The sequence below is a fragment of the Streptomyces sp. NPDC043908 genome, assembly GCF_056435525.1.
On record NZ_JBWKEI010000010.1, the window covers coordinates 275,756 to 293,376 of the forward strand.

Consider the following 17,621-nt stretch of genomic DNA (forward strand, 5'->3'; position numbering starts at 1 on the left):
GCGAGTATGGACCGGTCAGGGGCGCACGGGCGCGACCCGGGCCGCCGTGGCGCGGGCGGCGAACCGGCGCACGATCTCCTCGCCGGCCAGCACGCCCCGCTCGTCGAGGGCGTCGACGTGCGGCGCCCGCCAGTCGGCGTCCGCGAGCTCGCCGTGGCCGGGGCGCCAGCCCTCGTCGGCGGCGAGCAGCAGGTCCGCGTCGAGGAGCGAGTCCCCGGCGGCCAGGGTCAGCCGGGCGCCGGTGCGCCGGGCCACCTCGTGGACGGCCGCGCTCTTGGTGAGCGGCCCGGGGACGGCGTAGATCTTGCGGCCCTGGAGGGAGACCGTCCAGCCGCGCTCCCCCGCCCAGGCGGCCAGCTCCTCGACCCACTGGCCGGGCAGCAGCGCGCGCTCCACCACGAGGTAGGCGAACAGGTCCTCGGCGACCCGCTCCTTGCGCAGCCAGGACGCGTCGGCGGCGGCCGAGATGTGGGCGCGCACCTCGTCGAGGGGGGCGCACTCGTCGGCGATCCGCCGGTCCACCTGCCGCCGCCAGTCGGGGTCGGCGACCCCGTCGACGAGGAGTTGGCCTCCGTTGGCGCAGATCGCGTACCGCGCGGGCAGACCCGGCAGCTGGATGCGCTGGTACTGCTTGCGGGTACGGGTCGTGGTGGGCACGAAGACCGTGTCCGGGTCGGTCTTGAGGGCGGCGAGCAGGGTGGCGGCGTTCTCGGTCATGTACGAGAGCGGCTTGTGCTCGTGGATCTCCACACAGAGCAGGCGCGGGGCCCGGGGGTCGGGCATGGTCAGGTCGAGGGCCGCCGCCGAGTAGATCAGCGTGCGGTCCAGGTCGCTGGCGATGAGGGTGCTCATCGGGAGGCCACCGCCTTGCCGTCGGCGCCGGTCGCCCCGCGCGTGTACTGGGGGTGGATCAGTCCGACGCAGCTGTACGGCAGGTCCTCGACCCACTCCACCGGTACCCCGCGCTGCTCGGCGAGCAGGCGTACGTGGTCGAGGTCGGCTCCGGCGCCGCGGTGGGCCAGGATCTTCCAGGGGACGCGGCGCAGCAGGACGCGGGTGGTCTCGCCGACACCGGGCTTGACGAGGTTGACGTCGTGGATGCCGTACTCCTCGCTGATCCGCTCGACGGCGGCCCAGCCCTCCCAGGTGGGGCTGCGGTCGGTGCCCTGGAGCGCCTTGGCCTCGCGGTCGACGTCGGCGGCGACCTCGTCGAAGCGGGCGGCGACGGCGTCCAGGAAGTCCGTGGAGACGTCGGCGCCGGCCAGTTCGCGGTAGAACTTGGCGCCGTGGAAGTCGCCGGGGCCGATCAGGTCGGCGCGCAGCACGGTGCGTGAGATCAGCCCGGAGACGGTCGAGTTGAGGCAGGCGGACGGGATCAGGAAGTCCTCGCGGGTGCCGTAGGTGCGCACACACGAGCCGGGGTCGGCGAGGACCGCGATCTCCGGGTCGAAGCGGTCGACCCCCGAGGACGCGGCGAACTCGTCGACCGCCGCGGCCAGTTCGCGCGTGATGGCGCCCTTGCCGGTCCAGCCGTCGACGAAGACCACGTCGGCGGGGTCGTGGTGGGCGGCGAGCCAGCGCAGCGCGTTGGCGTCGATGCCGCGGCCGCGCACGATGGAGACGGCGTAGTGCGGCAGGTCCAGCCCGTGCCGGTGCCGGGCCCAGCGGCGCATCAGGACGCCCACGGGGGTGCCGGCGCGGGCGAGGGAGACCAGGACCGGGCGGGGCGTCCGCTCGGCGAGCACCGTCTCGGTGACGACGCCCACGGCGCGGGCGATGCGCTCGGCCGAGGAGTCCAGGGCGGCGCGGAAGAGCTCCTGGTACTCGGGCGAGGGCTGGTACTCGACCGGCAGCGACTCCGCGTAGTGGGCGCCGCCGCTCTGGATCGCCTCCTCGCGCTCCTCGGTCGGCGCCTCCAGCTCCACCCCGGACAGGTCCTTGAGCAGCCAGCCCACCTCGTCCGGCGCGTACGAGGAGAAGGCGGGCCCCCGCAGGGGGTCGGGCAGGGGTTCGGGCATGGGGGCACCTTCGGGTACGTACGAGGGGACGACGGCCAGCACGACGTGCGGGATGTGCGCGGCGAGCCGGGCCAGCAGGCCGTCGGGGGCGTGCAGGGCGGGGGTGTCGGCGACGGAGTCGACGACGGCCACGACGCTGTCGAAGCCGGCGCCCGCCACGTTGTACGCGTAGCGCTCGCCGGGGCCGTCGCCGGGGGTGTCGTGGGCGGGGAAGACCAGGCGGGTGCGGATGGCGTAGCCGGGGTCGTCGACGGCGAGGACGGGCGACCGGGTGGTGGTGGAGAAGCGGACGTCCGTGCCCAGGTGTTCCAGGGCGAGGGCGAGGCGCAGGGGGGCGTACATCAGCTCCTCGAACCCGAGGACGAGGGTACGGCCGGGGGTGTCGCCCAGGGCGCGCCTGAGCCGTGCGGCCATACCGGGAAGCGCCTCTTCGAGCGCGGCCCGGTGCTCGGGGGTGAACCCGTGCCGGCCGCCGTCGGGGAGACCGGGCGGCCAGGCGAGGTCAACGGTGACCGGATCGGAGCGGACCGCTCCGCCGCGTCCGCCCTCCCCCGGGCCCGCACCGCCCCCGGCGGCACGTACGCCTCCGGCCCCGGCCCCGCTGTGAGCGGTCGTCCCGCCGGCCGGGGCGGGTGGACACAGCGGGACCCCGTCGCCGGGCGACGTTCCCTCGGCCTGCGCCCCGTCCCGCTCACGCAGGCCGGTGGCGGCGCCCTCGTGCGCCGCCACCAGGGCCATGCCCCGCTCCAGCACCCCCTCCGGCAGGAGAACCGTTCCTGCCGCGAGGGTCACCAGGTTCACCTCCGCCCCGATCTCCGAGGCGAACGCGGACAGGCGGCCGCGGTCCGCCGGGGAGCGCATGTCGACCAGGGCGACTATCACGTACCGCGACCGGGGATAGCGCGCGTGCAGCGCCCTGATCGTGTTCAGGACCGTGTTGCCGGTCGAGAACTCGTCGTCGACCAGCACCAGCACCCCGTCCCCCGCGAGCAGCCCCGGGTCCTCGGGCAGCAGCAGGTGCGAGGTCGCGTGGGAGTGGGACTCCTCGAAGCCGCCCGCGCGGGCGACCCCCTCGACGGGGCGCCGGGTGGAGTGCAGGCAGGGCACCACGCCGATGCCGTCCGCCACCGCGTGCCCGAGGCCCGTCGCGGTCTCCGCGTAGCCGAGGACGACCGCGCCGGACGCCTGCGGGCCCAGCAGCTCCCGCACCTCCTCGCCCAGCGCGAACCCCGCCCCGTACACCCGCGAGGGCCACTGCGGCACATGCTTGCCCAGCACGCTGGAGACCAGCAGATGCGCGCGCTTGGGGTTGCGGCGCAGGGCGAGGCCCAGCAGCTCGGGCAACCGCTCGTCGCCCTGGAGTTCGACTCCGAGCCGCTCGGCGACCCATCTTCCCGACCAGACACCCACGCCGTCGATACTCTCCTCCTCGGTCATCCCGCCTCGATCATCCCGTCCCGGCCGTCCCGTCCCGCTCATCCGGCGAGGCCGGCGGTGAGCAGCTCCACGAAACCGGTGTCCTCGTTGGCGACGCCGAAGACCTCGGCGCGCAGCAGGGTCCGCTCGGCCCAGGCGCGGTGCGGCTTCACTTCGTTCATTTTGTTCGTATACGCGGAGCGCAGCACTCCGCCGCCGCCCCGGTCGGGGCGCAGGATGTCCCGGGCGTCGCTGTACTCCTCGTGGCTGACCACGGAGAGCGCGTGCACCGGCACCACGTGCGAGGGGTGGATGCAGGTCTTGCCGAGCAGTCCGTTGGCGCGGTCCAGCTCTATCTCGCGCAGCAGGCCGTCGATGTCGTGCTCGATCAGCGTGGCGCGCAGCTCCTCCGCGCGCCCCTCCAGGAAGGGGCTGCGCCGCAGCTGGGGCTTGAACATGCGCTCCTGGAGCCGGAAGTACTCCCACACCGGGCCGGTGATGGTGAAGCCCGTGCCGTCGGCGCGGCCCAGCACGTTGACCACGTCCGCGATCACCCCGGCCACGATCTGCACGTCGTACGCCGTCATGTCCGGCGAGCGGCGCAGCCCGTACGCCGAGCAGAAGTCGGTCACGCCGAGCCGCAGCGCCAGCACCCGCTCGCGGTACTTGTCGACGGTTCGGGAGATGCCGGTCAGCGTCTCGCAGCGGGTCTCCATGTGGAGCAGCTCGGGCGACTCCAGCACGGGCATGGCGAAGAGCCGCCGCCCGCTCGCGGCCTCGGCCGCGCTCAGCGCCTCCAGGAACGGCACCCCGCGCTCCTCGGTGAACTTCGGCAGTACGAATCCGGACAGCAGCCGGACCGAGGAGCCGAGCCGGCGCACCAGGTCGGGGATCTGGGCGGGCTCGCGGACCCGGATGAAGAGCAGCGGGAGAGGCGCGTCGCGCGCGTCGAGGTCGGCGAACTGGCGCACCAGATTGGCCTCCGCGCCCGCGACCTCGGCGTCGTCGATCGAGTCCTCCAGGCAGAGCACCATGGAGACCACGCCCCGGCGGGCCTGCTTGAGGACGTCGTCGGCGAGCGCGGGGCGGGTGGCGGGGCTGTAGAGCGTGGCCCCGAGGGCCGCCGACAGCACGCGCGCGGGAGAGTCCGAGGTGAACTCGGCGGGCTCCCGGTGGAACAGGTCCTTACGAGCAGCAGGCGGAACGTGCCCGAAGTGACGCATATGGATTCCCCTGTACTGCAACGATGGCCCGGACTGAGTGCGACGGGTGGCCGGTAATAGTACGTACGAACGCATGACGGGAGTTCCCCGAGGGCGTGAAATCGAGGTAACCCGCCCGCGCCCTTCCGGTGCCGCGCGCGGACGCGGTACGTAAGGTACGTACCGCTCGACTGCGGGACAAGGCCGCCCTCGGGCCCCCGCGTTGTCCGTGCGGGCGGCGGGAAGGCAGGATGGCGACCATGACGCACGCGATGCTGAAGGGATCCAACGTCCCGCTGGACGCCACGGCGGTGCGCGCCGTGCTCCGCTGGACGCCGGGCGCCGACGTCCCGGACGTGGACGCCTCGGCGCTGCTGCTGGCCGCCGACGGCCGTGTGCGCTCCGACGAGGACTTCGTCTTCTACAACCAGCCGCGCCACCCCTCCGGCCTGGTGCGGCGGCTGCCGAAGAAGCGGGCCGGGGACGGTCTGACCGACACCATCGAGGCGGATCTGGCCGCGCTCGACCCGTCCGTCGACCGCGTCCTGGTCACCGCCTCCTCGGACGGCGCGAGCTTCGGCCACGTGCGCGACCTGCGGATCCTGCTGTACGACGCGGGGCAGGGCGGCGCCGAGCCACTCGCGGTCTTCGACGTGAAGGCGGAGACCGGCGAGGAGACCGCGATCATCTGCGGCGAGCTCTACCGGCGCGGCGAGACGTGGAAGTTCCGCGCGGTCGGGCAGGGCTATCCGACCGGTCTGGTGGGGCTGGCGACCGAGCACGGGATCTCGGTGGACGAGGACGAGGCGGAGGGATCCGACAGCGGCTCCTCCGGCGGCGCCCGGAGCCAGGTCCCGGACGGGGCGAGGACGCACGGCCGGTCGGCCCCGGCGCCCTCCGCGCACGTGTCGCAGCCCCTGCCGTCGGCCGTCCCGGTCGCCGCGCAGCCGCAGCCGCAGCCGCAGACCACCCAGCCGTATGTGCCGCCGCTGCCGGCCTCCTCGCCGCCCTCCTACGGCTATCCGCAGCCCGCGCCGCCCCAGCACCCGCCGGCGCACCAGCCCTCGTACGGCTATCCGCAGCCCGCCTCGGCGGGGCCCGGCTACGGCTATCCGCAGCCGGCGGCCGCGCACCCGGCGGACCCCGACTTCACGCTGCCCCCGATGGGGCCGCAGTTCCTCCGGAGCTGAGGCACGGGGCCGGGCGGGCGGGCACCCGCCGGGCCCGGTCACGCGCGCACTCTCAGGCCCTCGTCTTGTAGCCGCGCCCCCACTGGAGCCCCCATCCGTAGAGCCGGTCCAGCTCGGCCTGGAAGCCGTACACGAACTTCACCTCGCGTCGCACGACCATGTCTCCCTTGACGTTCTCGATGGTGACGACCGCGCAGGACCGGGCCTGCGGGGCGTGCTCGTCCAGGTCGATCTCTATGCGCGGGCCGTTGCTCGGGTAGAGCGTGACCTTGGCGTGCGTACGGTCGAAGGCGGGCGTCTGGTCGTAGATGTAGACGAAGACCAGCAGGCGCTTGATGGACTCGCGGTGGTCGAGGTTGACGTAGATCGTCTCGCCGGACGGCGAGCCGAACCGGTCGTCGCCGCTGAGCTGGACGTACGGCGCCGCGTTGGTGGCGCCGAGGAAGCTGCCGAGCGGCTGCACCACGCCCTTGCTGCCGTCCGCGAGCTCGTAGAGGCAGCCGAGGTCGAGGTCGACGTTGACGACGCCCTGGGTGTGCGCCTGGACCAGGTCGGGCTTGAAGAGCTTGAACGGATGCCGCAGCACGCTGGGGCGCGAGCGGCCGCCGAAGTCGGAGGTGCGCATCCGCCACGACAGGTTGACGCGCAGCGACCCGGAGTTGGCGCCCTGCTTGCCGAGCGAGATCACCGGGTGCCGTTTGGTCAGCTCGATGGCGTTGCTCGCGGCGCTGCCCGTGTCGAACTGCGCCGACGGCCTGCCGCGCAGGCTGTCCCAGAAGGCCATGTCTTCCCCACCCCTCTACGAAACACGTCGACGGCCCCGCACCCCGCACACGACGGGGCGGCCAGGAGGCACGGACCTCCGGCCGCCCCGCTCAGAGCGTTCCGCAATCGTCGGCTGGTCACACCATGGATTCAGACCCCGCTGGGGACTTCCGCCTTCTCACTGAAGTCCCCGCCGCCCCCGGCGGCGATCCGCTTGTTGCGGCGGACCGAGGACCAGAAGGACCAGGCGATCAGCACGACGCCGACGAGACCGGTGATGACCTCGTTGATCTCGTACTGGATGGTGACCAGGAGGATCACGGCGAGGGCGCCGATGGCGTAGTGCGCGCCGTGCTCCAGGTAGACGTAGTCGTCGAGGGTGCCCTGGCGGACCAGGTAGACGGTGAGGGACCGCACGTACATCGCGCCGATGCCGAGGCCCAGCGCCATCAGGACGATGTCGTTGGTGATGGCGAAGGCGCCGATGACGCCGTCGAAGGAGAACGAGGCGTCCAGGACCTCCAGGTAGAGGAACATGAAGAACGCGGCCTTGCCGGCCAGCAGGACCGCCGCGCCGGCGCCCTTGCCGCTCTTCCTGGCCTCCTCCTCGGCCTCCTGCTCGGCTTCCTCCTCTTCCTCCAGCTTGTCCTCGAAGTAGCCGGAGAGACCGCCGACGATCATGTAGGTGATCAGACCGGCGATGCCGGAGATGAGGACCGTCTCGCCCTTGTCCGCGTGTGCCCCGCCGTGCAGGTGGGCGTGGGTCGCGAAGGTCATCGAGGAGACGAGCAGGACGGCGAGCGCGATGGCGACCGAGAGCATGTCGACCTTGCCGAGCTTGGCCAGCGGCCGCTCGATCCAGCGCAGCCACTGGATGTCCCGGTCCTCGAAGATGAAGTCCAGGAAGATCATGAGCAGGAACATGCCACCGAAGGCGGCGATCGACGCGTGCGCGTCGGTCACCAGCTCCTTGTAGTGCTCCTTCTCGTTCAGCGCGAGGTTGACGGCCTCGATGGGGCCGATCTTGGCGCTGATGGCGACGATGACGACGGGGAAGACCAGCCGCATGCCGAAGACGGCGATGAGCACGCCGACCGTGAGGAAGATCTTCTGCCAGAAGGCGTTCATCTTCTTCAGGATTCCGGCGTTGACCACCGCGTTGTCGAACGACAGCGAGATCTCCAGGATGGACAGGATCGCCACGATCCCGAAGGCGGTCCAGCCGTCGTAGAGCACTGCCAGGGCAAGACCGACCGCAGTGATCACGAATGACCAGCCGAAGGTTTTCAGAATCACTGACTTCCCCATCTAGCTAGGCGGGGTCCCCCCAGACGGTGTCTGGGGGAGGGTCTCCCCCCGCGCCGCACCCGACTTGGGCGCGGCTTTACGAAACGTTGACCCCGAAGTCTAGAGCGATCCCCCGCAGTCCGGACGCGTACCCCTGACCGACCGCGCGGAACTTCCATTCGCCGCTGTAGCGGTAGAGCTCGCCGAAGATCATCGCGGTCTCGGTGGAGGCGTCCTCGCTCAGGTCGTACCGCGCGAGCTCCTGGCCGTCCGCCTGGTTGACCACCCGGATGAAGGCGTTGCTGACCTGGCCGAACGTCTGGCCCCTGTTGTCCGCCTCATGGATCGAGACCGGGAAGACGATCTTGTCGCAGTGGGCCGGCACCTGGGACAAGTCGACGATGATCGACTCGTCGTCGCCCTCACCCTCACCAGTGAGGTTGTCACCGGTATGTTCGACCGAGCCGTCGGGGCTCGTGAGGTTGTTGTAGAAGACGAACCACTCGTCGCCGAGGACGCGGCCCGACTGGCACAGCAGCGCGCTGGCATCGAGGTCGAAGTCGGCTCCGGTGGTGGACCGCGCGTCCCAGCCGAGACCGACCAGCACCCGGGTGAGGTTCGGCGCGGCCTTGGAGAGGGAGACATTGCCCCCCTTGGCGAGCGTGACGCCCATGATCGTGTGTCCTCCCCTGAATGGCGAACGAAGGGTTGAGCGCGTCCGGCGCCGCACGGGTGTGCGGCGCCGGACGAGGGAGAGCGACGGCTCAGACGTTGACGCCGAAGTCCTGCGCGATGCCGCGCAGACCCGACGCGTACCCCTGGCCGATGGCGCGGAACTTCCACTCCGCGCCGTTGCGGTACAGCTCGCCGAAGACCATGGCGGTCTCCGTCGAGGCGTCCTCGCTCAGGTCGTACCGGGCGAGCTCGGTGTTGTCGGCCTGGTTCACCACGCGGATGTACGCGTTGCGGACCTGGCCGAACGACTGCTGGCGGCTCTCCGCCTCGTAGATCGAGACCGGGAAGACGATCTTGTGAACATCGGCCGGGACACCGGCCAGGTTCACCTTGATGACCTCGTCGTCGCCCTCGCCCTCACCGGTGAGGTTGTCACCGGTGTGCTCCACGGAGCCGTCGGGGCTCTTGAGGTTGTTGAAGAAGACGAAGTTCGAGTCGTTGGCGACCTTGCCCTGGTCGTTGGTCAGCAGTGCGCTGGCGTCCAGGTCGAAGTCACCCCCGGTGGTGGTACGAGCGTCCCAGCCCAGACCGACGATGACCGCGGTCAGGTTGGGGGCGGCCTTGGTCAGCGAGACGTTGCCGCCCTTGCTGAGGCTGACTCCCACGAGTCCTCCCAATGGTGTGAGGGGCCGGCTCAGTGCAGCGTCCCCGTCGTGCGTTGGCATCGGATCAACGTGTGGATCCTAGTGACCGGTTCCCGCCTCAACAGGCGATTCGAACCGATGGATCACAGGGTGTCGAGCGCCTTGACGTAGTCGTTCAGGTCCCGGGCGTCCGGCAGGCCGTTCTCGACGGTCCAGCGGACCACGCCCTCCTTGTCGATGACGAAGGTGCCGCGCACCGCGCAGCCCTTCTCCTCGTCGAAGACGCCGTACGCGCGCGAGACCTCGCCGTGCGGCCAGAAGTCCGACAGGAGCGGGTACTCCAGGCCCTCCTGCTCGGCGAAGACGCGCAGGGTGTGGATCGAGTCGTTGGAGACGGCGAGCAGTTGGGTGTCGCGGTCGGTGAACTGCGGCAGGTTGTCCCGCAGCGCGCACAGCTCGCCCGTGCAGACGCCGGTGAAGGCGAACGGGTAGAAGAGGAGCACCACGTTCTTCTCGCCGCGGAAGTCCGAGAGCTTCACGGCCCGGCCGTGGTTGTCCTTCAGCTCGAAGTCCGGGGCCTTGGTGCCGACCTCGATCGCCATGGAAACGCCATCCCTTCTGTGGGCCCGGGCGGCGGGCCGCCGTGGACCGTCCTGGTGGGCCCCACCCTACGCAAGGGCCCCCGCCGGCGTGCGCCGGCGGGGGCCCTGGGAGAGCGGAGGATCAGCGCTTGGGCGCGACGAGACGGCTGCCCGTCCAGTCCTTTCCGACACTGATGCTCTTGGTCTGCGAGAGACCGGCGGTCTGCGCGGCGTCGCTCATGTCGCTGGGCTCGATGTATCCGTCCCGGCCGGTCTTGGGGGCCAGCAGCCAGATGACGCCGCCGTCCTCCAGGAGGCCGATGGAATCGACCAGGGCGTCCGTAAGGTCGCCGTCCTCGTCGCGGAACCACAGCAGCACGGCGTCGGCGACGTCGTCGTAGTCCTCATCCACGAGATCCTGGCCAATGATGGACTCGATGCCTTCACGGAGATCCTGGTCGACGTCTTCGTCGTAGCCGATCTCCTGGACCACCTGTCCGGGCTCGAACCCCAGCCTTGCAGCCGGGTTGGTCCGCTCCTCCGCGTGGTCCGCGGTCGCGCTCACGGCTTGCCTCCTGATCTTGATTAGGTAAGTAATGCGGCCCCACGCACGCGCGAGGCTTGGGCGTAGTCCACACGGGCGGGACGAATCGCGCAAGTACCAGACCCCCGAACCCGCCCTTTGGGGTGCAGTCGGCCCCGGGTCAGGGGCGAACCCGGGCCCGGTGGTGATTCATCCCACACCCTTGCAGATAGTTTGCACGCTTCTGCTCCGTGCGTACGCCAATCGGGGTGACGCGCCCTTTGGGGAACACACACACGCCCTGGGCGTAAGGTTGCGATTTGGGCTGCCGCACATCCCGTTACCCCTCGGTAGAGATGACGTTTCCGTCCTCGCGGTCCACGATGGGATGCGGCGCACCACCCCCGCACGCCCCCCGACAGCGAAGGAACAGCGTGGCTTCCGGATCCGATCGCAACCCGATCATCATTGGCGGCCTTCCCAGCCAGGTCCCGGACTTCGATCCGGAGGAGACCGAGGAATGGCTCGCCTCCCTGGACGCGGCGGTAGACGAGCGGGGCCGTGAGCGCGCCCGCTATCTGATGCTCCGCCTCATCGAACGCGCCCGCGAGAAGCGCGTGGCCGTGCCGGAGATGCGCAGCACGGACTACGTCAACACGATCGCCACCAAGGACGAGCCGTTCTTCCCCGGCAACGAGGAGATCGAGCGCAAGGTCCTCAACGCCACCCGGTGGAACGCCGCGGTGATGGTCTCGCGCGCCCAGCGCCCCGGCATCGGCGTCGGCGGCCACATCGCCACCTTCGCCTCCTCCGCCTCCCTCTACGACGTGGGCTTCAACCACTTCTTCCGGGGCAAGGACGACGGCAAGGGCGGCGACCAGATCTTCTTCCAGGGGCACGCCTCCCCCGGTATCTACGCCCGCGCCTACCTCCTGGACCGGCTCTCGGAGCAGCAGCTCGACGCGTTCCGCCAGGAGAAGTCCAAGGCGCCGTACGGACTGTCCTCCTATCCGCACCCGCGGCTCATGCCGGACTTCTGGGAGTTCCCGACCGTCTCGATGGGCCTCGGTCCGCTCGGCGCGATCTACCAGGCCCGGATGAACCGCTACATGGAGGCGCGCGGCATCGCCGACACCTCCGACTCGCACGTGTGGGCCTACCTCGGCGACGGCGAGATGGACGAGCCGGAGTCGCTCGGCCAGCTCTCCATCGCCGCCCGCGAGGGCCTGGACAACCTGACCTTCGTCGTCAACTGCAACCTCCAGCGCCTCGACGGCCCGGTGCGCGGCAACGGCAAGGTCATCCAGGAGCTGGAGTCGCAGTTCCGCGGCGCCGGCTGGAACGTGATCAAGCTGGTGTGGGACCGCTCCTGGGACCCGCTGCTCGCCCAGGACCGCGACGGGATCCTGGTCAACAAGCTGAACACCACGCCGGACGGCCAGTTCCAGACGTACGCCACGGAGACCGGCGCGTACATCCGCGAGCACTTCTTCGGTGACGACCACCGGCTGCGGGCCATGGTCGAGAACATGACCGACCAGCAGATCCAGCACCTGGGCCGCGGCGGTCACGACCACAAGAAGGTGTACGCGGCGTACGCGGCGGCCAAGGCGCACAAGGGCCAGCCGACCGTGATCCTCGCGCAGACGGTCAAGGGCTGGACGCTCGGCCCGAACTTCGAGGGCCGCAACGCGACTCACCAGATGAAGAAGCTGACCGTCGAGGACCTCAAGCGCTTCCGCGACCGGCTGCACATCCCGATCACGGACGCCCAGCTGGAGGCCGGCGCCCCGCCGTACTACCACCCGGGCCGCAACTCCGAAGAGATCCAGTACATGCACGACCGCCGCAAGGGCCTCGGCGGCTATGTGCCGACCCGTGTGGTGCGCGCGAAGCCGCTGGCGCTGCCGGAGGACAAGACGTACGCGGCCGCGAAGAAGGGTTCGGGAACGCAGTCGATCGCCACCACCATGGCGTTCGTCCGCATCCTCAAGGACCTCATGCGGGACAAGGAGATCGGCAAGCGGTTCGTGCTGATCGCGCCGGACGAGTACCGCACGTTCGGCATGGACGCCTTCTTCCCGAGCGCGAAGATCTACAACCCGCTCGGCCAGCAGTACGAGGCGGTCGACCGCGATCTGCTGCTCGCCTACAAGGAGTCCCCGACCGGTCAGATGCTGCACGACGGCATCTCCGAGGCGGGCTGCACGGCCTCGCTGATCGCGGCGGGCTCGGCGTACGCCACGCACGGCGAGCCGCTGATCCCGGTCTACGTCTTCTACTCGATGTTCGGTTTCCAGCGCACCGGCGATCAGTTCTGGCAGATGGCGGACCAGCTCTCGCGCGGTTTCGTCCTGGGCGCGACCGCCGGCCGCACCACGCTGACCGGCGAGGGCCTCCAGCACGCCGACGGCCACTCGCATCTGCTGGCCTCGACCAACCCGGGCTGTGTCGCCTACGACCCGGCGTTCGGCTACGAGATCGCGCACATCGTCCAGGACGGTCTGCGCCGGATGTACGGCGAGACCGCCGACGGCAAGCCGGGCGAGGACGTCTTCTACTACCTCACCGTCTACAACGAGCCGATCCAGCACCCGGCCGAGCCGGCGGACGTCGACGTCGAGGGCATCCTCAAGGGCATCCACCGCTACGCCCCGGGCACCTCGGGCACCATCCCGGCGCAGATCATGGCGTCCGGCGTGGCCGTCCCGTGGGCCGTCGAGGCGCAGCGCATCCTCGCCGAGGAGTGGAACGTACGGGCCGACGTCTGGTCCGCGACCTCCTGGAACGAGCTGCGGCGCGACGCCGTGGAGGCCGAGGAGCACAACCTGCTCCACCCGGAGGAGGAGCAGCGCGTCCCGTACGTCACGCGCAAGCTCGCCGACGCCGAGGGTCCGTTCGTCGCGGTCTCGGACTGGATGCGGGCCGTGCCGGACCAGATCTCGCGCTGGGTGCCCGGCCGGTACACCTCGCTGGGCGCCGACGGGTTCGGCTTCGCCGACACCCGGGGCGCGGCGCGGCGCCACTTCCACATCGACGCCCAGTCGATCGTCCTGGCGGTGCTCACCGAGCTCGCCCGGGACGGCAAGGTGGACCGCTCGGTGCTGAAGCAGGCCGTCGACCGCTACCAGCTGCTCGACGTCACGGCCGCCGACCCGGGCGCGGCGGGCGGCGACGCGTAACCCCCGCGCGAAGCGCGTGGTCCGGGTGCGCGGCGGGACGGCGTGACCGTCGCGCCGCGCGCCCGGCCGGGCGCGTCGCGCCGTTCCCCGCGCCCCTGACGGGCGCGGGGACGCTTTTACCATGCACCCATGAAGCACCTCTCCGCGCAGACCCGATGGGAGCGGTGGACCCAGTGGCCGCTGCTCGCACTGGCCGTCGCCTTCGCCCTCGCCTACACCGTGCCCGTGGTCCATCCCGGGGCGGGGGACGGGGTGCACCGGGCGTGTGCCGCCGTGGAGTGGGTGGTGTGGGGCGCCTTCGCCTGCGACTACCTGGTGCGGCTCGCCCTGTCGGGCCGGAAGCTGCTGTTCGTCCGGACGCACTGGCTGGACCTGCTCGCGGTGGTCCTGCCGATGATCCAGCCGCTGCGGCTGCTCCGGGTCGTCTCCACGCTCGCCCTGGTGGGACGGCGGGCGCGGATGGCCCCGCAGATACAGCTGACCGTCTATGTCGGCGGGGCGGTGGTCGGGCTGCTGATGTTCGGCTCGCTGGCCGTCCTGGAGGTGGAGCGGGACGCGCCGCACGGGAACATCAAGACGCTGGGTGACGCGGTGTGGTGGTCGTTCACCACGATGACCACCGTCGGCTACGGCGACCACGCGCCCACCACCGGGCTCGGGCGGCTCATCGCCGTGGGGCTGATGCTCTCCGGCATCGCCCTGCTCGGTGTGGTCACGGCGAACATCGCGGCCTGGTTCATCTCCCGCTTCGAGCGCGACGACGCGGAGGAGCGGCGCCAGACCGCCCTCCTGGAGACGCTCACCCAGGAGGTGCGGTCGCTGCGCGGGCAGGTGTCGGCGCTGACGGGCGCGGCGGAGTGCGCCTGCGGGCAGCGCACCCGGGGCGCGCCCCTGAGCTGAGACGCCGAGGTGAGCCGAGGCGCACGGCGGGGCCGAGACGGCCGGGTGAGCCGAGGCGCCCGGCGGGGCCGAGACGGCCGACGGGGCCGGGTCGCCCCGGTGAGCCGAGACGGCCGACGGGGCCGGGTGGCCCGGGTGAGCCGGGGCCCCCATGGCAGCTCAGCTCTCCCAGACCTTGAAGGCGCGCACCCGGTACGGATTCTGCGGCACCCAGGAGCCGCCGCCGGGATAGGTGGCGAACTCGGCCGTCTCCGCGCACTCCCCCGACTGGTACACCGTCACCGGGCGGCCCGTCCGGTTGGCGAGGGAGACCGCGTCCACGCCGGCCGGTAACGCCGTGCAGCCCTCGATCTCGACGGTCCGCAGGTCGTACACCTGGCGGCCGCCCCGGAAGTCCGGCTGCTTCCACAGGCACAGCTCGCCGGGCGCGCAAGCACCGAGCCGCGGCGGGGCCGCGTGCGCCGGAGCGGGCAGCAGGAACGCCGTGGTGGCGAGGACGGCCGCAGCCGCGGCCGCCGTGGTCGTACGTGTCATCGGTCAACCCCCGTGTCGTCGGCCCCGGTTGTCGCGGCCTCCTTGATCACAGAACGCACCCCGGCGGCCCCGGGTTTCCGTACGGCCCGGATTCACCCGGACCGGTGAAGGGCGCCGCGGGGGTGACGGCAGCGGCGACGAACCGCGCCGGCGTGCCGCGCCGACCGCCTCCCCGGGGGCGGGGCACCCGGGTGTGACGAGAGTCGCGGACCGGTCCGGGAGGCGGCGCGGAAGCATGGACGGGAGCGCGTCGCGGCGGCCGACCGGAGCCCGGCCCGGCCGTCCGGTCCCGGCACCCGTAAGCCGATGGGCGCTCCTGACCAGGCGGAAAGGGCGTTCAGCCGAGGGGAAAGGGCGTTCGGCCGAGTGGCGGGCGCATCCCCGGCGTACTTGATCACCGCGGGCGCGCGCCGCACGGAGCGTGCGCCCGCGCGCGCGGGCGGTGACACCGGCTCACCCTCCACGACCTGTTCAAACGTGATCTGAGTCACTGTCACCCCAGGGCGCCTCCCGCGCCTCATACTCTGTACCGCAGTGACTTCCTTCGACTCCTCCCCCACCCTCAACGTCTGGCGCGCGCTGCTCGCGCTCGGCGTCGTGTTCATGATGCTCGCGACCTCGGGCTGGACCGCGGTCCGCGGCCACCAGGGGTCGACGGAGCCGCGTGCCGTCGCCCTCGCCGCCTGGGCGCGGGGCACGCTCGACGGCCAGAAGCTCCCGGCCCCGGACACCTCACCGCGCCGGCTCGCCCGCTTCTTCGCCTCCCTGAGCGCCCCCGAGCGCACCGACCTGGCCCGGCGCTACCCGCTGGTCGTCGGCAACCTCAACGGCGCCCCGGTCCCGCTGCGCTACGAGGCGAACCGGCTGGCCCTGGCCGAGGCGCGCGACACCGAGCGGGCCCGGATGCACGACGCCCGGCTCACCGTCGACGGCCGCCGCGGCGCGGCCCGCCGGATGCACCGGTACGAGTCGCTGATCGCGGGCGACCGCCAGATCCTCGCCTTCGACCCGTGGGACAGCGGCCGGGTCGCCGAGGTCTTCGGCGACCTCGAACACGCCGAGCGGGTCTCGGTGGTCATCCCGGGCGTCGACACCAACGTCATGACGTTCGAGAGGACCTCGCGCCAGTATTCCGCCCCGGTGGGCATGGCGCAGTCGCTGTACGCGGCGGAGCGCGCGGCGGGCCCGCGCACCCGCACCGCCGTGATCGCCTGGGCCGACTACACCACCCCGGCCGGGCTCGGCATCGACTCCGCGATCGGCCGGCTGGCCGAGGAGGGGGCGGTCCGGCTCGACCACCTGGTCCGCGCCCTGCCCGGCAACGCGCCGGTCTCCCTGTTCTGCCACAGCTACGGCTCGGTGCTGTGCGGCGTCGCCGCGCACCGGCTGCCGCCCCGCGTCGTCGACATCGCCGTCGCGGGCAGCCCCGGCATGCGCACCCAGAGCGCCTCCCACCTGGGCACCTCCGCCCGGGTCTGGGCGACGCGGGACCGCGACGACTGGATCGAGGACGTGCCGCACCTGGACGTCGCGGGCCTGGGCCACGGCGCGGACCCGGTCTCCTCCGGGTTCGGCGCGCGGGTGCTCTCCGCGTCCGGCGCGGTGGGCCACGCGGGTTATTTCGTGCCCGGCACCCAGAGCCTCGCCAACTTCGCCGCCATCGGCGTCGGTTCGTACGAGTCCGTCAGCTGTCTCAAAGGCAATGTGGCCTGCCAGCGCGGTATTTCCGGCGCGGACGCGGCCTGACGCGCGTAGAAATCGGTGCCGCCGCATACATACGTGTGACATTGCGGCCGGCGCCGAGGGGGGACGCGCGGGCGCGCGCCGCCTACGATGAGGCGCATGGGTGATGTGCTGGCCGGAATTCATGCCACCTGGGAGTTCGCGTCCGACTCCGTACTCATCCGCTTCGAACGGGGGATCCGCACGCCGAAGCTGTTCACGGCGCTGCGCGAACGGCGCGTCCCCCACGAGGCGTTGGAGTCGGTGACGCTGACCCCGGGAAAGCGCGGCACGGTGGTGCTGCACGCGGTGCCGAGACCCGGCGCCGATCCGTTGATGGAGGCCGCGGCGGGACAGCTGAAGGACGGGTGCGATCCGTACCGCCTGGTGCTGCCGGCGGAGCGCGAGACGCTCGCGGAGTACTACGCGGACGAGCTGCGCGCGCTGCTGGGCCCGGACGCGGCGGAGCCGTCCGAGCGGTACGTGGTGGCCGCGCCGGAGCTGCCGCAGAGCTTCAAGGCGTACGACGGGAAGGCGTCCTTCGACGGCCGCCAGGTGTCGTTCCGCTGGTTCTGGACGGGTGCCTCCTCGGCGAAGTGGAAGGCGGGCGACCAGACGTTCCCGCTGGCCTCGCTCTGCGGGGTCGAGTGGCGCTCGCCGGAGGTCTTCGACGGCTATCTGCGCCTGCTGCGGCGCGATGCCGAGGCCGCCGCGCCGCAGGCCGACCAGGACCCGGCCGCGGTCGTCTTCGGCCTCGGGTACGGGCCGGTCCACGAGTCGCTGCCGTTCGCGGCGGCCGTCCTCCAGGCGATCCGGGAGGGGGCCGGCGCCCCGGTCCCGGTGGCGACCGTGCCCGCGGGGCGGCGTGATCCCGCCGACATCGCCGAAAGGATCCGGCACCTGGGTGAACTCCACCGGGCCGGGCTGGTGACGGACGACGAATTCAGCGCGAAGAAGGCGGAGTTGCTGGCGGAGCTGTGAG

15 protein-coding genes are annotated in these 17,621 nt (G+C 71.6%); 5 read left to right on the top strand and 10 right to left on the bottom strand.

What is annotated here, in order from left to right; all coding sequences use genetic code 11:
* Positions 1-15: 15 nt before the first annotated feature.
* The 3 genes from AC069K_RS23145 to AC069K_RS23155 are packed head-to-tail and all read right to left on the bottom strand — an operon-like array spanning position 16 to position 4,657.
* Positions 16-852 (bottom strand): HAD family hydrolase, encoded by an 837-nt coding sequence (locus AC069K_RS23145; protein ID WP_478619241.1) that lies wholly within the window; start codon positions 850-852, stop codon positions 16-18.
* Positions 849-3,455 carry a phosphoribosyltransferase gene (locus tag AC069K_RS23150; RefSeq protein WP_478619244.1) on the bottom strand — a complete coding sequence of 869 codons (2,607 nt, stop codon included), beginning with the start codon at positions 3,453-3,455 and terminating at the stop codon, positions 849-851. The genes AC069K_RS23145 and AC069K_RS23150 overlap by 4 nt, the downstream gene beginning before the upstream one ends.
* A gap of 38 nt (positions 3,456-3,493) precedes the next feature.
* A complete protein-coding gene (locus tag AC069K_RS23155; protein ID WP_365111427.1) occupies positions 3,494-4,657 on the bottom strand; it encodes an HpcH/HpaI aldolase/citrate lyase family protein in 1,164 nt (387 codons plus the stop codon).
* A 239-nt stretch (positions 4,658-4,896) separates the two neighbouring features.
* Here AC069K_RS23155 and AC069K_RS23160 point away from each other — a divergent pair, with 239 nt between their 5' ends.
* Entirely contained in the window at positions 4,897-5,826 is a 930-nt protein-coding gene (locus tag AC069K_RS23160) for a TerD family protein (RefSeq protein WP_478619247.1), read from the top strand.
* A 52-nt stretch (positions 5,827-5,878) separates the two neighbouring features.
* Here the strand turns inward: AC069K_RS23160 and AC069K_RS23165 are convergent, their stop codons facing one another.
* The 6 genes from AC069K_RS23165 to AC069K_RS23190 form a co-directional block, all read right to left on the bottom strand.
* Positions 5,879-6,610 carry a TerD family protein gene (locus tag AC069K_RS23165; RefSeq protein ID WP_365111421.1) on the bottom strand — a complete coding sequence of 244 codons (732 nt, stop codon included), beginning with the start codon at positions 6,608-6,610 and terminating at the stop codon, positions 5,879-5,881.
* A gap of 131 nt (positions 6,611-6,741) precedes the next feature.
* Positions 6,742-7,887 (bottom strand): DUF475 domain-containing protein, encoded by a 1,146-nt coding sequence (locus AC069K_RS23170; protein WP_365111418.1) that lies wholly within the window; start codon positions 7,885-7,887, stop codon positions 6,742-6,744.
* Between the two features lie 88 nt (positions 7,888-7,975).
* Entirely contained in the window at positions 7,976-8,551 is a 576-nt protein-coding gene (locus AC069K_RS23175) for a TerD family protein (RefSeq protein ID WP_358835648.1), read from the bottom strand.
* A 91-nt stretch (positions 8,552-8,642) separates the two neighbouring features.
* Positions 8,643-9,218, bottom strand: coding sequence for a TerD family protein (locus AC069K_RS23180; RefSeq protein ID WP_101392355.1), 576 nt, complete (start codon positions 9,216-9,218; stop codon positions 8,643-8,645).
* Between the two features lie 122 nt (positions 9,219-9,340).
* A complete protein-coding gene (locus tag AC069K_RS23185) occupies positions 9,341-9,799 on the bottom strand; it encodes a peroxiredoxin (protein ID WP_358837364.1) in 459 nt (152 codons plus the stop codon).
* 121 nt (positions 9,800-9,920) lie between these two features.
* The gene (locus AC069K_RS23190) at positions 9,921-10,343 is read right to left on the bottom strand and encodes a DUF3052 domain-containing protein (RefSeq protein ID WP_358837365.1); all 423 of its coding nucleotides are present in this window, start codon (positions 10,341-10,343) and stop codon (positions 9,921-9,923) included.
* 392 nt (positions 10,344-10,735) lie between these two features.
* Between AC069K_RS23190 and aceE the strand changes: the two genes are divergently transcribed.
* A complete protein-coding gene (gene aceE / locus AC069K_RS23195; protein ID WP_365111414.1) occupies positions 10,736-13,483 on the top strand; it encodes a pyruvate dehydrogenase (acetyl-transferring), homodimeric type in 2,748 nt (915 codons plus the stop codon).
* 129 nt (positions 13,484-13,612) lie between these two features.
* Complete coding sequence (locus tag AC069K_RS23200) at positions 13,613-14,383, top strand: potassium channel family protein (protein WP_365111411.1); 771 nt, start codon at positions 13,613-13,615, stop codon at positions 14,381-14,383.
* A gap of 159 nt (positions 14,384-14,542) precedes the next feature.
* On the opposite strand, the gene AC069K_RS23205 is transcribed toward AC069K_RS23200, so the two are convergent.
* Positions 14,543-14,917 carry a peptidase inhibitor family I36 protein gene (locus tag AC069K_RS23205; protein WP_478619255.1) on the bottom strand — a complete coding sequence of 125 codons (375 nt, stop codon included), beginning with the start codon at positions 14,915-14,917 and terminating at the stop codon, positions 14,543-14,545.
* A gap of 534 nt (positions 14,918-15,451) precedes the next feature.
* Between AC069K_RS23205 and AC069K_RS23210 the strand changes: the two genes are divergently transcribed.
* Both AC069K_RS23210 and AC069K_RS23215 read left to right on the top strand, forming a co-directional pair.
* Positions 15,452-16,663 carry an alpha/beta hydrolase gene (locus AC069K_RS23210; RefSeq protein WP_365111406.1) on the top strand — a complete coding sequence of 404 codons (1,212 nt, stop codon included), beginning with the start codon at positions 15,452-15,454 and terminating at the stop codon, positions 16,661-16,663.
* Between the two features lie 96 nt (positions 16,664-16,759).
* Complete coding sequence (locus tag AC069K_RS23215) at positions 16,760-17,620, top strand: DUF4429 domain-containing protein (protein ID WP_365111404.1); 861 nt, start codon at positions 16,760-16,762, stop codon at positions 17,618-17,620.
* Position 17,621: the final 1 nt, after the last annotated feature.